Here is an 18,945-nt window from a genome sequence, read left to right as displayed (position 1 = left end):
TGTATTATTGCTCCAACTCGAAAGAATGGTGGTTTTGTTCATACTCTAAAAAAGCGCCCTCAAGCTTTTGTACGAATTCGATATTATACGGTTTGTCTTTCAAATTTAGGCGTACTTCCCGTTCTGAATCTGCTTCCATGTAAAGGGATTGAGTGCATTCGCGTACAGGCACTTCTGCTTTACTTTCTTGATAAAATACTTTAAAAATCATTTTTCTCTCTCCTTATCCGTTTTCAAAAAATCTAACTTTCTTCTATGATAAAAAAGTTATCAACTACATAACATAAGCGGCACCCTCAAGTACCTGATGAAGCAAGGCTCCTATATTCAGGGATGTGTACCGTGTCCATCAGGGATGGGTGCTGGAGCTACGACATTAGCGGGCATAATGAATTCCCGGCTAATCGGTATAAATACCTGTGCGGTCCTGAACATGTCGATGTTCAGGTATGGCTCATTTACGCCCTGTGGTAAAAAAACGATAATGATCAAGGAATCATTTCCTTAACACAAGGCGAACGATATGATCGAAGGGCGGCAAAAACAGGTTTTGCAACAATGTTCAGATACCAGCAATCATTGCCCACGACTCTTATATTTTAGCCTGTCATTCAGACAAGGACGAATCATATAGTTTACGTATGTATTAAATTATAAAGGATTCTCCAGTGTAAATAAAGTTTTGAATAATCCTTAACTGAATCGTGACAAGATAGAAGAGGGACTAATACCAATGGAGACGAAAAGCTCACTAGTGGCGTCAGTCCCTTATTCATTGTCCAATTGTATGACAGTATATCCGAAATACGTGCATTTTAGTAGTCTTTCTCCATAAAGTCGATCAGGGAAAAAAGATTATGCAATCGTTTTTTTTCTAAGCAATTCTTTCCACTGTTTTAAAAGCTTTTTTCTCAGCTTCTTTAACATGGTGGATCACTCCTTATTAATAGTTTACCGAGATTTTCCTATGAAGTAAAGGAACAATAATACGGACGTCTCTGTTGTGTTACTTATATTGTACGGAATTTATGGATTCTCTTACATGGTTAAGTTTGGTAAATGGTTTCGTTTGGGCCTCTTCATTGACATTTCTACCGTAAAGGATTACTTTAAACAACGGGTAAAATAGATTAGCAATCGAATATTTTTGAAAAGGAGAACGATCATGTCTAAAATAGTTTTCTTTGATATAGACGGTACGTTGCTAGATCACGATAAGAAACTCCCTCAGGCAACCAAAGAAGCCATTCGCTCATTGCAGGCAAACGGAACTTATGTTGCCATCGCTACTGGAAGAGCGCCATTTATGTATGAAAATCTGAGAGAGGAATTGGGAATTGAATCGTTTGTTTCATTCAATGGGCAGTACGTGGTATTTGAAAATGAAGTGATTTACACCAACCCTTTAAAAGTTGAAACATTGGAAGAGTTATTAGAGGATACGTACACGAAGGAACACCCGGTTGTCCATTTGAATCATAAAACAATGAAATCGAACCATAAGCATCATGAATATATTGAAAAAAGTATGAACAGCCTGAAGTTTCCCCACCCGGGTTTTGATCCGGATTTCTATAAAGGAAGAGACATCTATCAATCCCTGTTATTCTGTTCAAAAGAGGAAGAGGCCTTTTACCGGGAGAAGTATACAGATTTCACATTTATCCGCTGGCATCAATACTCCATGGATATTCTGCCAAAAGGGGGATCGAAGGCTGAAGGAATCAAAAAGATGATTGCTAAGCTTGGGTTCAACATGGAGGATGTTTATGCATTCGGGGACGGTTTGAACGATATTGAGATGATCCAGTCAGTTGGAACTGGTGTTGCAATGGGGAATGCCGTTAAGGAAGTACAAAACCATGCCGATCTGATCACTAAACATGTGGATGATGATGGAATATTTCACGGCTTGAAGGAACTTAAATTAATCTAAAAAATGTAAAAGCCTCCTGAATCAGGAGGCTTTTTTAGGTTTATCGTTCAATTGCAATGGCATCAGGGATCGGCTCGAACGGATTGTTCGGGTTAATATGGTCATAGAACATGATCCCGTTCAGATGGTCGATTTCATGCTGAAACACAATGGCTGGAAGTCCTTTCAGTCGAAGCTTCACTTCATTGCCGTCTACGTCCCAGCCTCTAACGGTCACCCGGGCATACCGTGGGACAAAACCAGGAACATTTCTGTCGACTGATAAACATCCTTCTCCTGAAGTTAAATAGGCTTTTTCTATGGAATGACTGATGATTTTTGGATTGAATAGGGCATAGCTGTATAACTTCCCTTGATTGTCTGTGACATTGACAGCGAGCATTCGTTTTGACACATTGATCTGAGGTGCAGCGAGACCTATCCCGGGTCTCAATCCATATTTGTTTGCTGTTTCAGGGTTTTGACTATTTATTACATATTCTAATAAGCTTCTCAATGTTTCCTGGTCTTCTTGGGATGGTGGAATAGGTACTTCCTTCGCAACCGTGGTCAATGTAGGATGACCTTCACGGATAATGTCATTCATGGTAATCATGCTTTTTCCTCCTCACGTAAAGTAGAGAATGAAATGAAAGGATTTAAGATACCGGACACGGATACCCGGATGTTTCCTTTTCTACTTTACGTATTAAGATAATCTATTATGTATGATAATAGTCTACCATTATCCTTATGAAAAGTTAATGAAGGAGATTTGAATTTAGCAGGAATACTCCATCACTAAAATACATATTCATTTTAATAGGAATAATAGTCCAATCGACATTTTTTTCCACAGTTGTAAATCCCTATTGTCAAAAGTTGTAGACATAGATATAGTAGAAGGTGGTAAATAGTTAAGGGGGATCAAGTTGTGTCGAAATTTCGTTTTGCTTTCATTTTAGGAGCCGCTATCTTCTTACTTATGGGATGTGTCGGTGGTTCTACACCTGAGGAAGATTTGTACAAGGTTCTTGAAGAAACCGTAGCTAAAGAAAGTCAATATGTCGACGTTCAAAAGCCTCTTCAAGAGTCAGAAAAAAAAGAAAAAGAGTTATATTCTAAAATCATGGATCTTGGAATGAAAGAATTTGACCAAATTGTTAAACTTTCTGATGAAGCTCTGGAAAACATCGATAGACGAAAAGAGTATATTGAAAAAGAACGCAAATCCATGAATCAAGCTAAGGATGAGTTTGCGCGAGCAGAAGAATATATGACTGAACTGGATTCGGAAGAGTTGAAAAAAGAAGCGAAGAAGCTCAACGAGACTATGAAGGAACGGTATCAGATTCATGATGAACTTACATCTTCATATTTAGAGGCCCTTTCTCTTGATAAAGAACTTTATAATATGTTCAAAAAGAAAGACCTTAAAATGGAAGAACTTGAAAAGCAGATTACATCCATCAATGAACAATATGAAAAAATCGTGGAATTCAATAAGGACTACAATACAAAAACAGATGAATTCAATAAACTAAAACAAGATTTTTACTCAAAGGCAGAACTTGATGTCAAAGAGCCTGAGTAAATGTACATACAAGATGAAGGAGGGCAAAGATCCCACCTTCATCTTTTTTTGTCATATAGGTTCGTTACTCTATAACAGATGCGTCTATATGAAAAGTTTATATATAACAGCACTGTTGATAACAATGATACAGTTTTGAAAATAATTGGTAGCGGTTGATTAAGTAATCGTTAAGAAACATTAATTTATGATACTTTGTCGTTGACTAAGTGATTTTTAATATTGTAAACTAGGAAAGGTATTTAAGAATTGTATTAGTCAAGATGAAGTTCCGACTGATACAGATAGACTCGAATGTAATTTCGGGTTTTCTTTCTTGGTATTTGTGGAAAACTACCATTAGTGTGTGTATCCGCAAGTACTGTGGTAGGTCATACTGAATTTGGGTAATCTAAACTATGTATGTAAAAAAACCAAAATAAATGTATAAAGAAAGGATAGGTGACTTCGATGGCTTCTAAATCAAAGAAGGCACAATTCGATGCAGTTAAGACGCTCGAACAAATTGAAGACAAGTTTGAAATGTTCCAAATTTTGAACGAAGAAGGCGAAGTAGTAAACGAAGACGCAATGCCGGAGATTTCTGATGAGGATCTTCAGGAATTAATGCGCCGTATGGTTTATACTCGTATTCTTGATCAACGTTCAATCTCACTGAATCGTCAAGGACGCTTAGGTTTCTATGCACCAACAGCTGGACAGGAGGCGTCTCAGATCGCTTCTCACTTCGCACTTGAGAAGGAAGACTGGATCCTTCCTGGATATCGTGACGTTCCACAAATCATCTGGCACGGTCTTCCATTGACTAAAGCATTCTTATTCTCACGCGGACATTTCCAAGGTAATCAGGCTCCTGAAGGGGTAAATGTATTATCACCACAAATCATTATCGGTGCTCAATACATCCAAACTGCCGGAGTGGCTCTTGGTCTTAAGAAACGTGGTAAGAAAGCTGTTGCCATTACGTATACAGGAGACGGTGGATCTTCACAAGGTGATTTCTATGAAGGAATCAACTTCGCAGGTTCTTATGCAGCTCCTGCCATTTTCGTTGTTCAAAATAACCAATTCGCCATTTCTACTCCTCGTGATAAGCAAACTGCAGGACGTACGATTGCTCAAAAAGCGGTTGCTGCAGGTATCCCTGGTATCTTAGTAGATGGTATGGATCCATTAGCGGTATATTCTGCAACGTTAGAAGCCCGTAACCGTGCAGTAAATGGTGAAGGTCCTTCACTGATTGAAACACTTTGCTATCGTTATGGCCCACATACAATGGCTGGTGATGATCCAACTCGTTACCGTACATCAGAAATGGATACAGATTGGGAAAAGAAAGATCCATTGGTACGTTTCCGTAAATTCCTTGAAGGTAAAGGACTATGGAGTGAAGAGAAGGAAAACGAAGTGATCGAAGAAGCAAAAGAAGATATCAAAAAAGCAATCAAGGAAGCAGATTCAGCTCCTAAACAAAAAGTGACTGACTTCATCAATAACATGTATGAAGAACTTCCTTATAATCTAAAAGAACAATTAGAAATCTACAAAGAGAAGGAGTCGAAATAAGCCATGGCGCAAATGACAATGATTCAAGCGATCACTGATGCACTGCGCACAGAACTACGCAACAACGAAGACGTTTTAGTTTTTGGTGAGGACGTAGGTCTTAACGGTGGTGTATTCCGTGCAACGGAAGGGCTTCAGAAAGAATTCGGTGAAGACCGTGTATTCGATACTCCACTAGCAGAATCAGGAATCGGTGGTTTAGCAATCGGTTTAGCATTAGAAGGGTACCGTCCAGTACCTGAAATCCAATTCTTCGGTTTCGTATATGAAGTAATGGATTCAGTAAGTGGACAAATGGCGCGTATGCGTTACCGTTCAGGTGGTACGTATACTTCACCAATCACAATCCGTTCCCCATTCGGTGGTGGAGTACATACTCCAGAACTTCATGCGGACAGCTTAGAAGGTTTGATGGCTCAACAACCTGGTCTAAAAGTTGTGATTCCATCAACTCCATATGACGCTAAAGGACTTTTAATTTCATCCATCCGTGATAATGACCCAGTCATTTTCTTAGAGCATATGAAATTATACCGTTCATTCCGTCAAGAAGTTCCTGAAGAGGAATATACCATCGAAATCGGTAAGGCAGATGTGAAGCGTGAAGGTACAGACCTTACGATCATCTCTTACGGAGCAATGGTACACGAATCACTGAAAGCTGCAGATGAGCTTGAAAAAGAAGGTCACTCAGTTGAAGTAATCGATTTGCGTACTGTAAGTCCACTTGATATTGACACGATCATGGCATCTGTTGAAAAAACAAACCGTGCCATCGTGGTTCAAGAAGCTCAAAAACAAGCAGGTATTGCAGCGAATGTCGTTGCTGAAATCAATGACCGTGCAATTCTTAGCCTAGAAGCTCCGGTTCTTCGTGTAGCGGCGCCAGATACAGTATTCTCTTTCTCTCAAGCAGAGCCAATCTGGTTACCGAACCACAAAGATGTTATCGAGACGGCGAAAAAAGTACTAAACTTCTAATGAATAGGGTGGAATAAGCCCTGCCAAGATATTCAAATGAAAACAGAAGGGCATTCCACCCTTCTCTTTTCCAATTATAGATATTAGAACTAGAGACAGATAGAACCATTACATTCATCTATAAATCATTATTCAATACAGGAGGTCGAGTCCATGTCATTCGAATTCAAATTACCAGACATTGGTGAAGGTATTCATGAAGGTGAAATCGTCAAATGGTTTGTAAAACCGGGCGATAAAGTGGAAGAAGACGATGTACTATGTGAAGTGCAAAATGATAAAGCTGTTGTCGAGATTCCTTCTCCGGTTGCAGGAACCGTTGAAGAACTTCTTGTTGACGAAGGTACAGTAGCCGTTGTAGGAGATACTCTTATCAAGTTCGATGCACCTGGTTATGAGGATCTGCAGTTCAAAGGCGGAGAAGAAGAAAAGAAAGAAGCCAAAGCTGAAGAGAAAACAGAAGGACAGGTTCAAGCTACTGCTGAACAAGGTCAGGATGTAAAGAAAGATGCATCCCCTGAAGCTGCAGAAGAGAAATCTGATGCAGAAGTAGACCCTAATAAACGTGTAATCGCGATGCCTTCAGTACGTAAGTATGCAAGGGAAAACGGGGTTGAAATCCGTCAAGTGTCAGGTTCAGGTAAAAATGGACGTGTCGTGAAGGAAGATATCGATGCATTCCTAAGCGGAGACAGCAAGCCTGCTGCTACTCAGGAAGAAGTGAAAACAGAAGAAAATGCTCCAGCAGCAGAATCTACACCGTCTGCACCTAAAGCTCCTGAAGGTGAATATCCTGAAACTCGTGAGAAAATGAGCGGAATGCGTAAAGCGATTGCGAAAGCGATGGTGAATTCTAAGCATACAGCTCCTCACGTAACATTGATGGACGAAATCGATGTGACGAAACTTTGGGCTCACCGCAAGAAGTTCAAAGAAGTTGCGGCTGATAAAGGTATTAAATTAACGTTCTTACCTTACATCGTAAAAGCATTGACAAGTGCACTACGCGAATATCCGGCTCTTAATACGTCAATTGACGATTCAACAAGTGAAATCGTGCAGAAACATTATTACAACATCGGTATCGCAGCTGATACTGACAAAGGTCTATTAGTACCGGTTGTGAAAAATGCAGACCGTAAGTCCATGTTCTCTATTTCAAATGAAATCAATGAATTGGCTGGAAAAGCACGTGACGGTAAACTTTCAGGTGATGAAATGAAAGGTGCATCATGCACAATCACGAATATCGGTTCTGCAGGCGGACAATGGTTCACTCCGGTAATCAATCACCCAGAAGTTGCTATCCTTGGTGTTGGACGCATAGCAGAAAAACCTGTGGTTAAAAATGGTGAAATTGTAGCGGCACCTGTGTTAGCATTATCATTGAGCTTCGATCACCGCATGATCGACGGAGCTACTGCTCAACATGCACTTAACCACATCAAGCGTTTGTTGAACGATCCAGAATTATTATTAATGGAGGCGTAATACAATGGTAGTAGGAGATTTCCCAATCGAAACAGATACAATCGTAGTCGGTTCAGGTCCCGGAGGATATGTAGCTGCAATCCGTGCAGCACAACTGGGGCAAAAAGTGACAATCATCGAAAAAGAAAACATGGGTGGAGTTTGCTTAAACGTTGGGTGTATCCCATCTAAAGCTCTAATCACAGCAGGTCACCGTTTCCATCAGGCACAACATTCTGATGATATGGGTATCGTTGCTGAAAATGTAAAAGTGAATTTCGATAAAGTTCAAGAGTGGAAAGCTGGCGTTGTTAAGAAATTAACCGGTGGTGTTGAAGGACTTCTTAAAGGGAATAAAGCTGAAATCGTTCGCGGTGAAGCTTACCTTGTAGATGCCAATACACTACGTGTAATGGATGACAACTCAGCTCAAACATACAAGTTCAACAACTTGATCCTTGCAACTGGTTCACGCCCGATTGAAATCCCAAGCTTCAAATTCTCTAAACGTGTGCTTGATTCTACAGGTGCCCTTGCTTTAGAAGAGATTCCAAGCAAGCTTGTTGTAATCGGTGGAGGTTACATCGGAACCGAACTTGGTACTGCCTATGCGAATCTTGGATCAGAAGTAACGATCTTAGAAGGTGCTGACGATATCCTTAGCGGATTCGAAAAGCAAATGACTTCGGTCGTGAAAAAAGAGCTTAAGAAAAAAGGCGTTGAAGTTGTAACGAAAGCAATGGCTAAAGGCGTTGAAGAAAGTGACAACGGAGTCGTTGTTAAATATGAAGTGAAGGGCGAAGAGAAATCGGTTGAAGCTGATTACGTTTTAGTAACGGTTGGCCGTCGTCCAAACACAGATGAAATCGGTCTTGAAGAAGTAGGAATCGAGATGACAGACCGCGGAGTTATCAAAATTGATAAACAATGCCGCACGAACATCCCGAACATCTTCGCTATCGGTGATATCGTTGATGGACCACCACTTGCTCACAAAGCTTCTTACGAAGGTAAAATCGCTGCTGAGGTCATCTCAGGTGAACCGGCAGAAATCGATTACCTTGGTATCCCGGCTGTCTGCTTCACAGATCCCGAACTGGCAACAGTTGGTTATTCTGAAGCGGAAGCGAAAGAAGAAGGCATTGAAGTAACAGCTGCTAAATTCCCATTCGCTGCGAATGGCCGTGCTTTAGCTCTTAATGCAAGTGATGGCTTCATGAAGCTTGTAACTCGTAAAGAAGACGGTTTGATTATTGGAGCTCAAATTGTAGGTTCTGGAGCATCAGACATGATCGCAGAATTAGGACTTGCAATTGAATCCGGAATGACTGCCGAAGATGTTGCGATGACGATTCATGCTCATCCAACGTTAGGTGAGATTTCAATGGAAGCAGCAGAAGTTGCAATGGGGAGCCCGATCCATATAATAAAATAATCGTTCATATAAAGGATGGTCCCCAGGTTCGGGGACCATCCTTTTTTTACTATATCAATTGTTTGTTACCAGGATTTAATCGCCCTGGTGACAGGCTGGATAATATTTTCCTTAGAAGTGTGACCTTCCACCTTACATATGATCTGATTGTTTTCCACCACTACAATGGCTGGTGAGGTAGGTGGTGTATCGGCGATTTCAGTTGTGGCTTCACTGTTTAGGCTGACAACCTTCAGCTTTTTAAAGTGATCAGGATACCGACTTTTAAGTTCAATGATAGCATCGTAATAGGGTATTTCTTGTGAGACATTTCTTTCATCTGTAAAAAAGATTACCTGTTTTTCGATAAACTGATCCTGAGCTAAAGCCACTTTATTCTTAGAGATATCATCACACGAAGACAGAAGCAACATGGTGGAAGTAAGTATCACAAAAGTTAATATATGTTTCATACATCATCCTCTTTTCTTAAACGATGCTATGAACGAGTAGTTTCCAATCTGTACAATAGTGTTCTTTTAGTGATCTTACGTCACATTTTATCATAGGGGTAATTTAAAAAGAGTCGAGTCATTAAAATGTTACAAAATTGAAAAGACATACATAATGAAAGTAACGTCAAAAGAATATACTATGTTAATACGATGAATAGCAGATAACAATAAGTGAATAAGCTTTTCCAAAGGTTTTTATTTCGCAAAGCGGGTAAATAGATAATCAAGGCTTATGTAAATAAACTTTCTAAAGGGTGTTATGGACATGAAATCGTATCTTGCTTTTTTAGTTCAGATGATTTTATGGAGTGTGTTTTCGATTGCTGAGTGGATCTCTGATAAAGACCACCTGGAGTATAAATGGATAATGTTTGTCCTCTTTTTTTACCTTGCCTTTATGGCTGCCAAAAAAATTGTGGAGTCCAGACGACTTACATTATTTATTACTTCCTTCAGTCTCAGTTGCTTTTTTGTTTTTAAAATCGCATTTGAAAATATAATGGAAATATTTTAATTCTTTCCCAGATTCTTTTTGAAATATGTTAAAATATTCAAAGTGACTGCGGAAAGGTGAGAGACATGAAAAAGATTCTAGCATCGGGATTAACCCTTCTACTATTAACAGCTTGCGGAAGTGAACAAGCCGGCACCAGCCAGGCAGATAAGAAGTCTGACCAGACTGAAGTGAAAAATGAGGATCAAAAGCCGGAGGAAAGCGCAAAGACCGAAGAGAAAGAAACGGATAAGGAAGAGAAGGTGGAACCTTCGGAAGAAGTGATTCAGACGCAGGACTATAAGATTAATGAGAATAATTGGAGCATCGAGCCAATCGGTGAGGCCAATCCTAAAGTAGTGCTTCTGACCATTGATGATGCACCAGATCAGCATGCCCTTCAAATGGCAAATGACCTGAAAGCATTGAATGCACCTGCCATCTTCTTCGTAAATGGTCATTTCCTAGATACACCTGAGGAAAAAGAAACATTAAAAAAGATCTATGATATGGGATTTATGATCGGGAATCACACGTATAGTCATAGCAGCTTAAAAGATCTTTCACCCGAAGATCAAAAAGAGGAAATACTATCTGTCAGTGATGTAGTGGAATCCATAACTGGAGAAAGGCCAAAGTTCTTCAGAGCGCCATTTGGACAAAACACTGATTTCAGTCGCCAGCTTGCGAAAGAAGAAAAAATGTCATTGATGAATTGGACTTACGGCTATGATTGGGAAAAGCAATACCAAAGCAAAGCAGCCATAGCGGATATCATGATAAACAGTCCCTATCTCAATAATGGTGCCAACCTCCTCATGCACGATCGGACTTGGACCAGCGAAGCTTTGACGGATATTGTTAAAGGCCTTCGTGCAAAGGGGTATGAAACGCTGGATCCGAATCGGATCAAAACAATTGAATAATGGAACCGCATAAATGAGTCGCTTCATTTATGCGGTTTTTTTATTAAACTTTTTCATATCTTAGAAAGCACTTACATAAAATCTTATGACAAATAGTGTGATTGATTGGAAGAATGGAAAGTTAAATATGTTATACAATTTAGGCTTGATATTTTAAATGTGTTATATTATTATAGAGACAGATAAGATAAAGCGTTTACAAAACAACCTGAAGGAGAGGAAAAAGAATGGGAACAATTGTATGTCAATCATGCCTTAGCACAATTGAGCATTACGAAGATGAGAAGGTTTCTGTTTTATTCTCTAACTGCTGTGACTGCAACGACGATAAAGAATTAGATGATTAATAACTGCTAGGGGAGCGGGAATTAACAGTTTCTTAAAGGGGTTCTTATAAATAAGAAAGGATGAAGAAGGGGAGCCCTTCTTCATCCTTTTTTTATCGTATGGCGCGATGTTCCTTAATGACCCTTAAGTGACGCAAATCATAATCTTCAGGTCCCTGAACAGGGAGCCCTGCTTCTATGTTGGTCTTGATATAATGAATGTTTTCCTGAGTGATGATCTCACCTGGAATAAAAATTGGAATACCTGGGGGATAGACCATGATAAATTCAGCGATTGTCCTACCCACGGAATCATCAATAGGGATCACCTCAGTATCTGCATAAAACGCATCCCTAGGTGTAATGGACAGCACAGGGATATCAGGAAGCATCACTTTAATAGGATCCATGTCCCCTTGTTTCTTAAGGCTTGTAACAAGCTCCTTTAGAGCAGAAACCAATTGATTTCCTTCGTTTTCAGTATCACCAGGTGTGATGATACAAAGGATATTATAAAGGTCAGACATTTCCACTTCGATATTATGAGCCTCTCTTAACCACTTTTCTGCATCGAATCCGCTAATTCCGAGGTCCTTCACTGAAACAATCAGTTTCGTTGGATCATATGCATAGGTGGCTTTCGTTCCAAGAATCTCTTCCCCCACACAATATAATCCATCCACTTCATTGATTCTTTTCCTGATATTTTGTGAGAGTTCAATCGTTTTAGATATGAGCTCCCGTCCTTCAGTCGCCAGCCGTTTCCTCGCAACATCAAGAGAGGCCAACAGTAAGTAGGATGTGGAAGTCGTCGTGAGCATACTTAGTATGGTTTGAACACGTTTGGCAGAAACGAGTCCTTCCTTCATGTTAAGGACGGAGCTTTGCGTCATGGATCCCCCAAGCTTATGAACGCTTGTAGCCGCTAAATCAGCACCTGCCTGCATGGCTGATAGGGGAAGGTCTTCATGGAAATGAATATGAACACCATGTGCTTCATCAACCAGAACTGGAACCTGATATGAATGAGCAATTTCCACAATTTTTTTCAGGTCTGCAGAAATCCCGAAATAGGTTGGATTGATGACGAGTACACCTTTTGCATCAGGATTTTGTTCCAATGCCTTTGCGACAGAATCTGTTGTGATTCCGTGAGAGATTCCAAGGTCCTCATCAATATCGGGATGAATAAAGATTGGAGTCGCTCCTGAGAATACGATTGCAGACATAACAGATTTATGAACGTTCCTAGGAACAATGATTTTATCCCCGGGACCACACACACTCATGACCATCGTCATGATCGCGCCGCTGGTTCCTTGAACAGAGAAGAATGTATGGTCGGCACCGAATGCCTCTGCAGCGAGATCCTGTGCTCTTTTAATCATTCCTTTAGGCTGGTGCAAATCATCCAAAGGACCAATATTAATCAAATCAATGGACAATGCATTATCTCCGATGAATTCTCTAAATTCAGGATCCATCCCTGCACCTTTCTTATGACCGGGAATATGAAACTGGACGGGATTTTTTTTACTATGTTCAATTAAGCCGGTAAACAACGGCGTTTCATTCTGAGACAATTCATTCAACACCTCTTTATATTCTTCATAACACGCTACTTGCTAAAGATATCATTATATAAGATTCTGACCACAATTTCATGCCATTTCCTGCGATATTTCCAACAAACAAAAGAATTATAGCACTTAAGAAAATCTTTGCATAGTGACATACGCCCATCTGGGGGGATATTTTTTCGTAGCACAAAAAAAAGTAGATATACCGATGATTTTTGGCTCATTTCCGTCCAGTGGGAGAGCAGCCGCCAGAACAAGCGAGCTTGTTCTGGCGGCTGCTCTCCCACTGGACGACCTTTCAGCATAGCTGAAAGGCGGGTGAAACGTACGTTTCACCCGAATGAGCCAAAAATCAACACTGCTCACCAATTCAACCATTATCTCTCTTACATGTAAGACTGACCGTATCTCAAATTATTATACAAACAAATGAAAAGGATTTTCCCCATCTCATCGAGAATAAATGAATATATGGAGGGATTCATATGAATTGGAAAACAAGGGTTACAGAGTTATTACATATTCAGTATCCAATCATTCAGGGAGGACTTGCTCACTTGGCATATGCTGAGCTTGCTGCGGCAGTATCGAATGCAGGAGGACTTGGCCAGATCACTGCCATGTCTCTGGATAATCCGGAAGAGCTTCGAAGAGAAATAGTGAAAGTTAGGTCTTTAACAGATAAACCATTCGGGGTGAACTTTGCCATCGGTCAACATGGGCGTCCTTTCAGGGAGTTTGTTGACATCGCCATTCAAGAAAACGTTCCGGTCGTTTCCGTGACGGGAGGAAACCCGACGCCACTGTTTCAACAGCTTGAGGGGAAGAATATCGTTAAACTAGTGCTGGTCTCGTCAAAAAGACAGGCAGAGAAAGCTGAAGAACTTGGCGCTGATGCTGTGATGGTCGTCGGGCAGGAAGGGGGAGGGCACCTGGGTAAAGATGATATCGGTACATTCGTCTTGATTCCAAGAGTAGTGGATGCCGTCAGAATCCCCGTCATCGCCTCAGGTGGTGTAGGAGACGGTCGTGGTCTAATGGCCGCCCTCAGCTTCGGAGCGGAGGGAGTGGAAATGGGAACGAGATTTATCGCGACAGAAGAGTGTATCCATGCGTCAGAAGTGTACAAGCGCGCCTTGATTGAAGGAGAAGAGAGTGGTACAGTAGTCATTAAACGATCTTTAGGGGCCCCTGCCAGAGCCATATCCAACGTATGGACCGATAAGATCCTGAATGCGGAACAGTCGAATCCTGGATATGAAGGATTAAAATCATACATAAGCGGTGAGTCAAATAAGCGATATATATACGATGGTGAAGCAGACAAAGGGTTTGCATGGGCAGGACAAGTGATGGGGTTGATCCAGGACATCCCTTCAGTTAAAGATCTCATTGAAAGAATGATCACTCAAGGTGAGGACATTCGGAAGAAATGGAATTAATGCAAAAGGAGTTGTTTTACAAAATGGAATATCAATACCCATTTGATATAGACTGGTCAACAGAAGAGGTCATTGACGTGATCGCCTTTTTTGAAGCGATTGAAAAAGCCTATGAAAAAGGCGTTTCCCGAGAAGACCTGATGAAGCGATATAAACGATTCAAAGAAATTGTCCCCGGGAAAGCAGAAGAGAAGAGGATCTGCAATGAATTTGAAGAATCCAGCGGATATTCCTCTTATCGTGTAGTGAAGAAAATGAAAGAGGATCAGGGTGCAGATAAAATATCCATGAATTAAAAAGAACGACCGCCAGTTTTGGCGATCGTTCTTTCTGCATTATTCCCTACAGTCATATGGTTTAGTTCATTTTATAAAGGGGTAAAAGTGTTTCAAAGGCACTTTCAACCTCTTGGATTAATTCATTCCCATTAAGCTTAATGGCGGTGTCCCGATCTAAATGAAGACCGCATAGAAGTTCAGCTTTTTTTACTTTTTGAACTCTTTCACTTAGAGCAATGAATTCATCTTGTGACAGTGAAGAAAAAGGTACAGCGTCGGGTTTTGTGTGATCTCCAGACCAAACAAAATGACCAGGAATCATGGATCTGATCTTATCTGCATTATCTTCTACTTTTTTACCGAATTCAACTTTACCTGGAGCTTCGTAGATCATCGCAAACCAAATAAATACATGGGTTTCCCATAATCCAATTTGGAAATGAGGATGTTTTTTATAACCGCGTTTGTTATTCGCAAATGCAACCCAGGTATCATCTGGAGGGTTTACAGAGCGTCTGGCATGTTTTGCAACATGATAAAACATCTCATCACCGGTCCAAGTGCTAAGAGTGGGGGCTAAATGTTCACCAAGATAGTCCAGTTTAGGCCTAATCTGTTCCTGGATGCCGGTCATCCGGGCGTCGAGCCCTTCAATCTTAAATACGTTGAAGTCTTCTTCTGTGAAACCGTTAAACGTCATGTTGTAGCCTCCTTATTTCCAACAATATCTTACCATAAAGAGACCCAGGCTTGTAGTCAATTGATTTATCTATGGGTGTCTGCACATTTTAGTTACAAGATGAGTTGGTATTTCATAACATGTAGTAAATATTATCAGAACAATCAGATAAATTTAATACTCGGAAGGGGTGTATGGCCATGAAACAAGTAATGAATACTTCAAAAAAACGCGATGTCCAGCAACAAAGAATGAATGTATTGCGACTTGAAATGGATTATGAATTAGCCGTATTATTCGAGGCAATCCAAACGAAGAATACAGAAACCCAGACCAAGTCCAAACAGAAACTTATGAGTATCAGGGAAGAGCTAATGAAAATGAAGGCTTTATAAAGCTTCGAACGATCAAAGGGTTAAAATATGCTGATAACAAAATCTACTGTTGAACGCGAGCTCATAGTGTTGGAGAGTTCGCTTTTTTATGGGGTAAAACCATCTTCCAGACGAAGTCTCTTCACTTGAATGAATGGGGACTAAGGGTTAAGATTATCTGAATAGACCATATTAGTAAATGCTATATTCATTTCGTTATGCACATTGGAGGCTAATAACACATGACAAATTGGACTGAATTAGATCAAAATGTTAGAACGTGGATCCATGAAGCCGGCGAGAGAATTCGTCAGTCATTCAAATCAGAGTTGAACATAAAAACAAAATCCAACCGGAATGATCTGGTTACGGATATGGATGAAGCCACAGAGCGCTACTTTACGGAAAACATTCGAAATACATATCCCGATCACCAAATCCTGGGCGAAGAAGGATATGGAGATGACTTTAAAGAGTTATCCGGTATCACCTGGATTATCGACCCGATCGACGGTACGATGAATTTTGTTCATCAGCAACGGAACTTTGCCATTTCCATAGGGATATACAATGGGAATGAAGGGAAGTTAGGTTACATATATGATGTGGTTCATGATGAATTATATTTTGTGAATAAAGGAAAAGGAGTCTTTATGAACGACGTAGAGCTCCCGCAGCTTGAGAGTGTCCCTGTAGAAGACGCGATCGTCGCTTTAAATGCCCTATGGGTGACAAAGAACAAGCGTATTGATCCGACCATTCTTGCTCCCCTGGTACAGGATGTTCGAGGGACAAGGTCGTATGGATCTGCCGCAATGGAGCTCGCTTATGTCGCTTCCGGGAGGCTTGATGCCTATTTAACAATGCGGCTTGCCCCTTGGGACTTCGCTGCCGGTAAAATCATGATTGAAGAGCTTGGCGGTGTCGTGACAGACCTAGAGGGGAATCCGTTAAACCCTTTGAACAAGAGCTCGGTATTCGTAGGTAAGCCTGGTCTGCATAAAACGATCCTGACCGAATATCTTCACAAAAATGATTAAAAAAATGAAGGGGGAGCAATCAGTGCTCCCCCTTCATTTTAATTGCAGTTTATAATCTACCTTCTTCTCTGTATTTCTTCTTCGTCTTAAAACCAAATCCCATTACAATGAATAAACAAATGAAACTTGCGACTGCAAGCATCATACTTTGTAAGCTGATTGAAATCGCAATCCCCATCAGTGAAACTGCAGCTAAAATTGAAAAAAGAACAAAAATCCATTTTATATTTGCCATTCTAGTACCCCCAAAAAAATTGATTGCCTTAGCCAATGTTCAGTATGCTATTCTTATTGAATTTTACCTATCAATTCAATAATGTGCAATGGTTAACAGAGACAAAGAGGAAGAACGCAAAAAATGTTTATGGAAACTTTTAGTGGGAATGAATGGGTAGTGTGAAATATTTATTAGGGCTTTTGTCAATGCTGTGATATAATGGTCTAGTTGAACTGAAAAATAGTATCTTTAATATTATAAAGAAATCCAATATTCAGGAGTGGAAATATGAAATTAAGAAATGACCTTAGAAATATTGCTATTATTGCTCACGTTGACCATGGGAAAACGACATTAGTAGATGAGCTTTTAAAGCAATCCGGAATCTTCCGCGAAAATGAAACAGTTTCAGAACGTGCGATGGATTCAAATGATCTAGAAAGAGAACGCGGTATTACAATTCTGGCGAAAAATACGGCGATTCAATATAAAGACTCACGTATCAACATTCTTGATACACCAGGACATGCTGACTTTGGTGGAGAAGTAGAGCGTATCATGAAAATGGTAGATGGTGTTCTATTAGTAGTAGACGCTTATGAAGGATGTATGCCTCAGACTCGCTTCGTTCTTAAGAAGGCACTTGAGCAAAATCTTACACCTATCGTAGTTGTAAACAAAATTGACAAACCATCAGCACGTCCGGAAGAAGTAATCGATGAAGTATTGGAATTATTCATTGAACTTGATGCGAATGATGAACAGCTTGAATTCCCGGTTGTCTATGCTTCTGCTATCAATGGTACAGCAAGTACAGATCCGGATCCAGAGAAACAGGACGAAAACATGCAGTGTTTATATGATAGCATCATTGAGCACATTCCGGCACCAGTTGACAACTCTGAAGATCCCCTTCAATTCCAAGTTGCACTGCTTGATTACAATGATTACGTTGGGCGTATCGGAATCGGTCGTGTGTTCAGAGGAACAATGAAGGTTGGTCAGCAAGTTGCGTTGATGAAGCTCGATGGCTCTGTTAAACAATTCCGTGTAACGAAAATCTTCGGTTTCTTCGGATTGAAACGAGAAGAGATCCAAGAAGCGAAAGCAGGGGATCTAATCGCCGTTTCCGGAATGGAAGATATCAATGTTGGTGAAACGGTTTGTCCGGTTGAACATCAGGACCAACTTCCTGTTCTGCGCATTGATGAGCCTACACTTCAAATGACATTCCTTGTAAACAACAGTCCGTTTGCAGGTAGAGAAGGTAAATTCGTGACATCAAGAAAGATTGAAGAGCGTTTACTGGCTCAGCTGCAAACAGATGTAAGCTTACGCGTTGAACCAACTGATTCACCTGATGCATGGACAGTATCCGGCCGTGGAGAGCTTCATCTTTCTATCCTGATCGAAAATATGCGTCGTGAAGGTTATGAATTACAGGTATCAAAACCACAGGTTATCATCAGAGAAATCGATGGTGTGAAAAGTGAACCGGTAGAGCGTGTTCAAATCGATATTCCTGAAGAATATATGGGGGGAGTAATTGAATCCCTTGGTCAACGTAAAGGTGAAATGCTGGATATGGTGAACAACGGAAATGGTCAAGTTCGTTTAATGTTCATGGTTCCTGCACGTGGATTAATCGGTTATTCAACTGAGTTTATGACCCTTACCCGTGGGTATGGTATCATCAACCACACATTCGACAGCTATCAGCCTCTACAAAAAGGGCGCGTTGGTGGACGTCGTCAAGGTGTTCTTGTATCGATGGAAACAGGAAAAGCGTCTCAATATGGAATCATGCAAGTCGAAGACCGCGGTATTATCTTTGTTGAATCAGGTACAGAAATCTACGGTGGGATGATTGTAGGGGAACATACGAGGGAGAATGATATTACCGTTAATATCACTAAGCTGAAACAGGCGACTAACGTACGTTCTGCTAATAAGGATCAAACCGTGACGATCAAAAAAGCAAGAATCATGACATTAGAGGAATCCCTCGAGTATCTAAATGATGATGAGTATTGTGAAGTAACACCTGAGTCAATCCGTCTTCGTAAAAAGATCCTTGATAAAAATGAGCGTGAAAGAGCAGAAAAGAAAAATAAGGTTACTCAATAAACTAAGTG

General features: G+C 40.5%; 19 protein-coding genes. 13 read left to right on the top strand and 6 right to left on the bottom strand.

All coding sequences use genetic code 11. The annotated features are described in order from the left end of the window. Positions 1-4: 4 nt before the first annotated feature. The gene (locus KYJ26_RS19445) at positions 5-211 is read right to left on the bottom strand and encodes a DNA-dependent RNA polymerase subunit epsilon (protein WP_064092389.1); all 207 of its coding nucleotides are present in this window, start codon (positions 209-211) and stop codon (positions 5-7) included. A gap of 954 nt (positions 212-1,165) precedes the next feature. On the opposite strand from KYJ26_RS19445, the gene KYJ26_RS19440 reads away from it, so the two are divergent. Beyond that, a complete protein-coding gene (locus KYJ26_RS19440) occupies positions 1,166-1,936 on the top strand; it encodes a Cof-type HAD-IIB family hydrolase (RefSeq protein WP_219169144.1) in 771 nt (256 codons plus the stop codon). A gap of 40 nt (positions 1,937-1,976) precedes the next feature. On the opposite strand, the gene def is transcribed toward KYJ26_RS19440, so the two are convergent. Then, positions 1,977-2,531: a peptide deformylase gene (def, locus tag KYJ26_RS19435; RefSeq protein WP_219169142.1), complete on the bottom strand. Its 555-nt coding sequence runs from the start codon at positions 2,529-2,531 to the stop codon at positions 1,977-1,979. A gap of 318 nt (positions 2,532-2,849) precedes the next feature. On the opposite strand from def, the gene KYJ26_RS19430 reads away from it, so the two are divergent. The 5 genes from KYJ26_RS19430 (at position 2,850) to lpdA (ending at position 8,961) form a co-directional block, all read left to right on the top strand. Then, positions 2,850-3,509: a YkyA family protein gene (locus tag KYJ26_RS19430; protein ID WP_308807575.1), complete on the top strand. Its 660-nt coding sequence runs from the start codon at positions 2,850-2,852 to the stop codon at positions 3,507-3,509. A gap of 450 nt (positions 3,510-3,959) precedes the next feature. Beyond that, positions 3,960-5,075, top strand: a complete 1,116-nt coding sequence (pdhA, locus tag KYJ26_RS19425; protein WP_219169140.1) for a pyruvate dehydrogenase (acetyl-transferring) E1 component subunit alpha — start codon at positions 3,960-3,962, stop codon at positions 5,073-5,075. Positions 5,076-5,078: 3 nt separating this feature from the next. After that, positions 5,079-6,056 (top strand): alpha-ketoacid dehydrogenase subunit beta, encoded by a 978-nt coding sequence (locus KYJ26_RS19420; RefSeq protein ID WP_098350878.1) that lies wholly within the window; start codon positions 5,079-5,081, stop codon positions 6,054-6,056. A gap of 153 nt (positions 6,057-6,209) precedes the next feature. After that, a complete protein-coding gene (locus tag KYJ26_RS19415; protein ID WP_219169138.1) occupies positions 6,210-7,547 on the top strand; it encodes a dihydrolipoamide acetyltransferase family protein in 1,338 nt (445 codons plus the stop codon). Positions 7,548-7,551: 4 nt separating this feature from the next. Next, complete coding sequence (gene lpdA / locus KYJ26_RS19410) at positions 7,552-8,961, top strand: dihydrolipoyl dehydrogenase (RefSeq protein ID WP_219169136.1); 1,410 nt, start codon at positions 7,552-7,554, stop codon at positions 8,959-8,961. A gap of 65 nt (positions 8,962-9,026) precedes the next feature. Here the strand turns inward: lpdA and KYJ26_RS19405 are convergent, their stop codons facing one another. Further along, entirely contained in the window at positions 9,027-9,413 is a 387-nt protein-coding gene (locus KYJ26_RS19405; RefSeq protein WP_219169134.1) for a small peptidoglycan-associated lipoprotein, read from the bottom strand. 621 nt (positions 9,414-10,034) lie between these two features. Here KYJ26_RS19405 and KYJ26_RS19400 point away from each other — a divergent pair. Then, positions 10,035-10,874, top strand: coding sequence for a polysaccharide deacetylase family protein (locus KYJ26_RS19400; protein WP_219169132.1), 840 nt, complete (start codon positions 10,035-10,037; stop codon positions 10,872-10,874). A gap of 227 nt (positions 10,875-11,101) precedes the next feature. Then, on the top strand, positions 11,102-11,221 hold the full coding sequence (locus KYJ26_RS19395; protein ID WP_079531615.1) for a GapA-binding peptide SR1P: 120 nt from the start codon (positions 11,102-11,104) through the stop codon (positions 11,219-11,221). Between the two features lie 92 nt (positions 11,222-11,313). Here the strand turns inward: KYJ26_RS19395 and KYJ26_RS19390 are convergent, their stop codons facing one another. Then, entirely contained in the window at positions 11,314-12,783 is a 1,470-nt protein-coding gene (locus KYJ26_RS19390) for an aminotransferase class I/II-fold pyridoxal phosphate-dependent enzyme (protein WP_219169130.1), read from the bottom strand. A 482-nt stretch (positions 12,784-13,265) separates the two neighbouring features. Here KYJ26_RS19390 and KYJ26_RS19385 point away from each other — a divergent pair, with 482 nt between their 5' ends. Together KYJ26_RS19385 and KYJ26_RS19380 are read left to right on the top strand one after the other, a co-directional pair. Further along, a complete protein-coding gene (locus tag KYJ26_RS19385) occupies positions 13,266-14,222 on the top strand; it encodes an NAD(P)H-dependent flavin oxidoreductase (RefSeq protein WP_219169128.1) in 957 nt (318 codons plus the stop codon). Positions 14,223-14,245: 23 nt separating this feature from the next. After that, positions 14,246-14,518, top strand: a complete 273-nt coding sequence (locus KYJ26_RS19380) for a UPF0223 family protein (RefSeq protein ID WP_219169126.1) — start codon at positions 14,246-14,248, stop codon at positions 14,516-14,518. 61 nt (positions 14,519-14,579) lie between these two features. On the opposite strand, the gene KYJ26_RS19375 is transcribed toward KYJ26_RS19380, so the two are convergent. Beyond that, positions 14,580-15,200, bottom strand: a complete 621-nt coding sequence (locus KYJ26_RS19375; RefSeq protein ID WP_219169124.1) for a YktB family protein — start codon at positions 15,198-15,200, stop codon at positions 14,580-14,582. 179 nt (positions 15,201-15,379) lie between these two features. On the opposite strand from KYJ26_RS19375, the gene KYJ26_RS19370 reads away from it, so the two are divergent. Together KYJ26_RS19370 and KYJ26_RS19365 are read left to right on the top strand one after the other, a co-directional pair. Then, positions 15,380-15,574 (top strand): hypothetical protein, encoded by a 195-nt coding sequence (locus KYJ26_RS19370; protein WP_034756016.1) that lies wholly within the window; start codon positions 15,380-15,382, stop codon positions 15,572-15,574. Positions 15,575-15,795: 221 nt separating this feature from the next. Then, positions 15,796-16,593 carry an inositol monophosphatase family protein gene (locus tag KYJ26_RS19365; protein ID WP_219169122.1) on the top strand — a complete coding sequence of 266 codons (798 nt, stop codon included), beginning with the start codon at positions 15,796-15,798 and terminating at the stop codon, positions 16,591-16,593. Between the two features lie 49 nt (positions 16,594-16,642). Here KYJ26_RS19365 and KYJ26_RS19360 read toward each other — a convergent pair whose 3' ends face one another. Beyond that, the gene (locus KYJ26_RS19360) at positions 16,643-16,828 is read right to left on the bottom strand and encodes a YlaF family protein (RefSeq protein ID WP_219169120.1); all 186 of its coding nucleotides are present in this window, start codon (positions 16,826-16,828) and stop codon (positions 16,643-16,645) included. 270 nt (positions 16,829-17,098) lie between these two features. On the opposite strand from KYJ26_RS19360, the gene typA reads away from it, so the two are divergent. Then, complete coding sequence (gene typA, locus KYJ26_RS19355; RefSeq protein ID WP_219169118.1) at positions 17,099-18,937, top strand: translational GTPase TypA; 1,839 nt, start codon at positions 17,099-17,101, stop codon at positions 18,935-18,937. Positions 18,938-18,945 lie beyond the last annotated feature (8 nt).

Origin of the sequence: Rossellomorea orangium, from assembly GCF_019334305.1 — a bacterium.
Taxonomy (GTDB): Bacteria; Bacillota; Bacilli; order Bacillales; family Bacillaceae_B; genus Rossellomorea.
This window is presented reverse-complemented; position numbering and strand designations above follow the sequence as displayed.